At 69.2% G+C, this 419-nt stretch carries 1 protein-coding gene; it reads right to left on the reverse strand.

Features of this window, described 5'->3' with window-relative positions; translation table 11 throughout:
- Positions 1-419, reverse strand: a 419-nt coding sequence (locus tag IO30_RS0129090; protein ID WP_031147824.1) for a methionine adenosyltransferase domain-containing protein, incomplete at both ends; no start/stop codon positions are given.

A 419-nucleotide genomic window follows, 5' to 3' on the forward strand; every position in this document is an offset into this window, starting at 1 on the left:
CGCAGGTCGAAGACCTCGCCGATGGCGTCCTCGATCTTCTGCACGTCCACCTTGTGCGTGCCGAAGGTCTCGACGAACAGACCGACGGGCTCGGCCTTGCCGATCGCGTACGCGACCTGGACCTCGCAGCGCGAGGCCAGACCGGCGGCGACCACGTTCTTGGCGACCCAGCGCATCGCGTACGCCGCGGAGCGGTCGACCTTGGACGGGTCCTTGCCCGAGAAGGCACCGCCGCCGTGACGGGCCATGCCGCCGTACGTGTCGATGATGATCTTGCGGCCGGTCAGGCCGGCGTCACCCATCGGGCCGCCGATCTCGAAGCGCCCGGTCGGGTTCACCAGCAGGCGGTAGCCCTCGGTGTCCAGCTTGATGCCGTCCTCGACGAGCTGCGCCAGCACGTGCTCGACGACGAACTCCCG

It is taken from the genome of Streptomyces xanthophaeus, assembly GCF_000725805.1.
Classification (GTDB): domain Bacteria; phylum Actinomycetota; class Actinomycetes; order Streptomycetales; family Streptomycetaceae; genus Streptomyces; species Streptomyces xanthophaeus.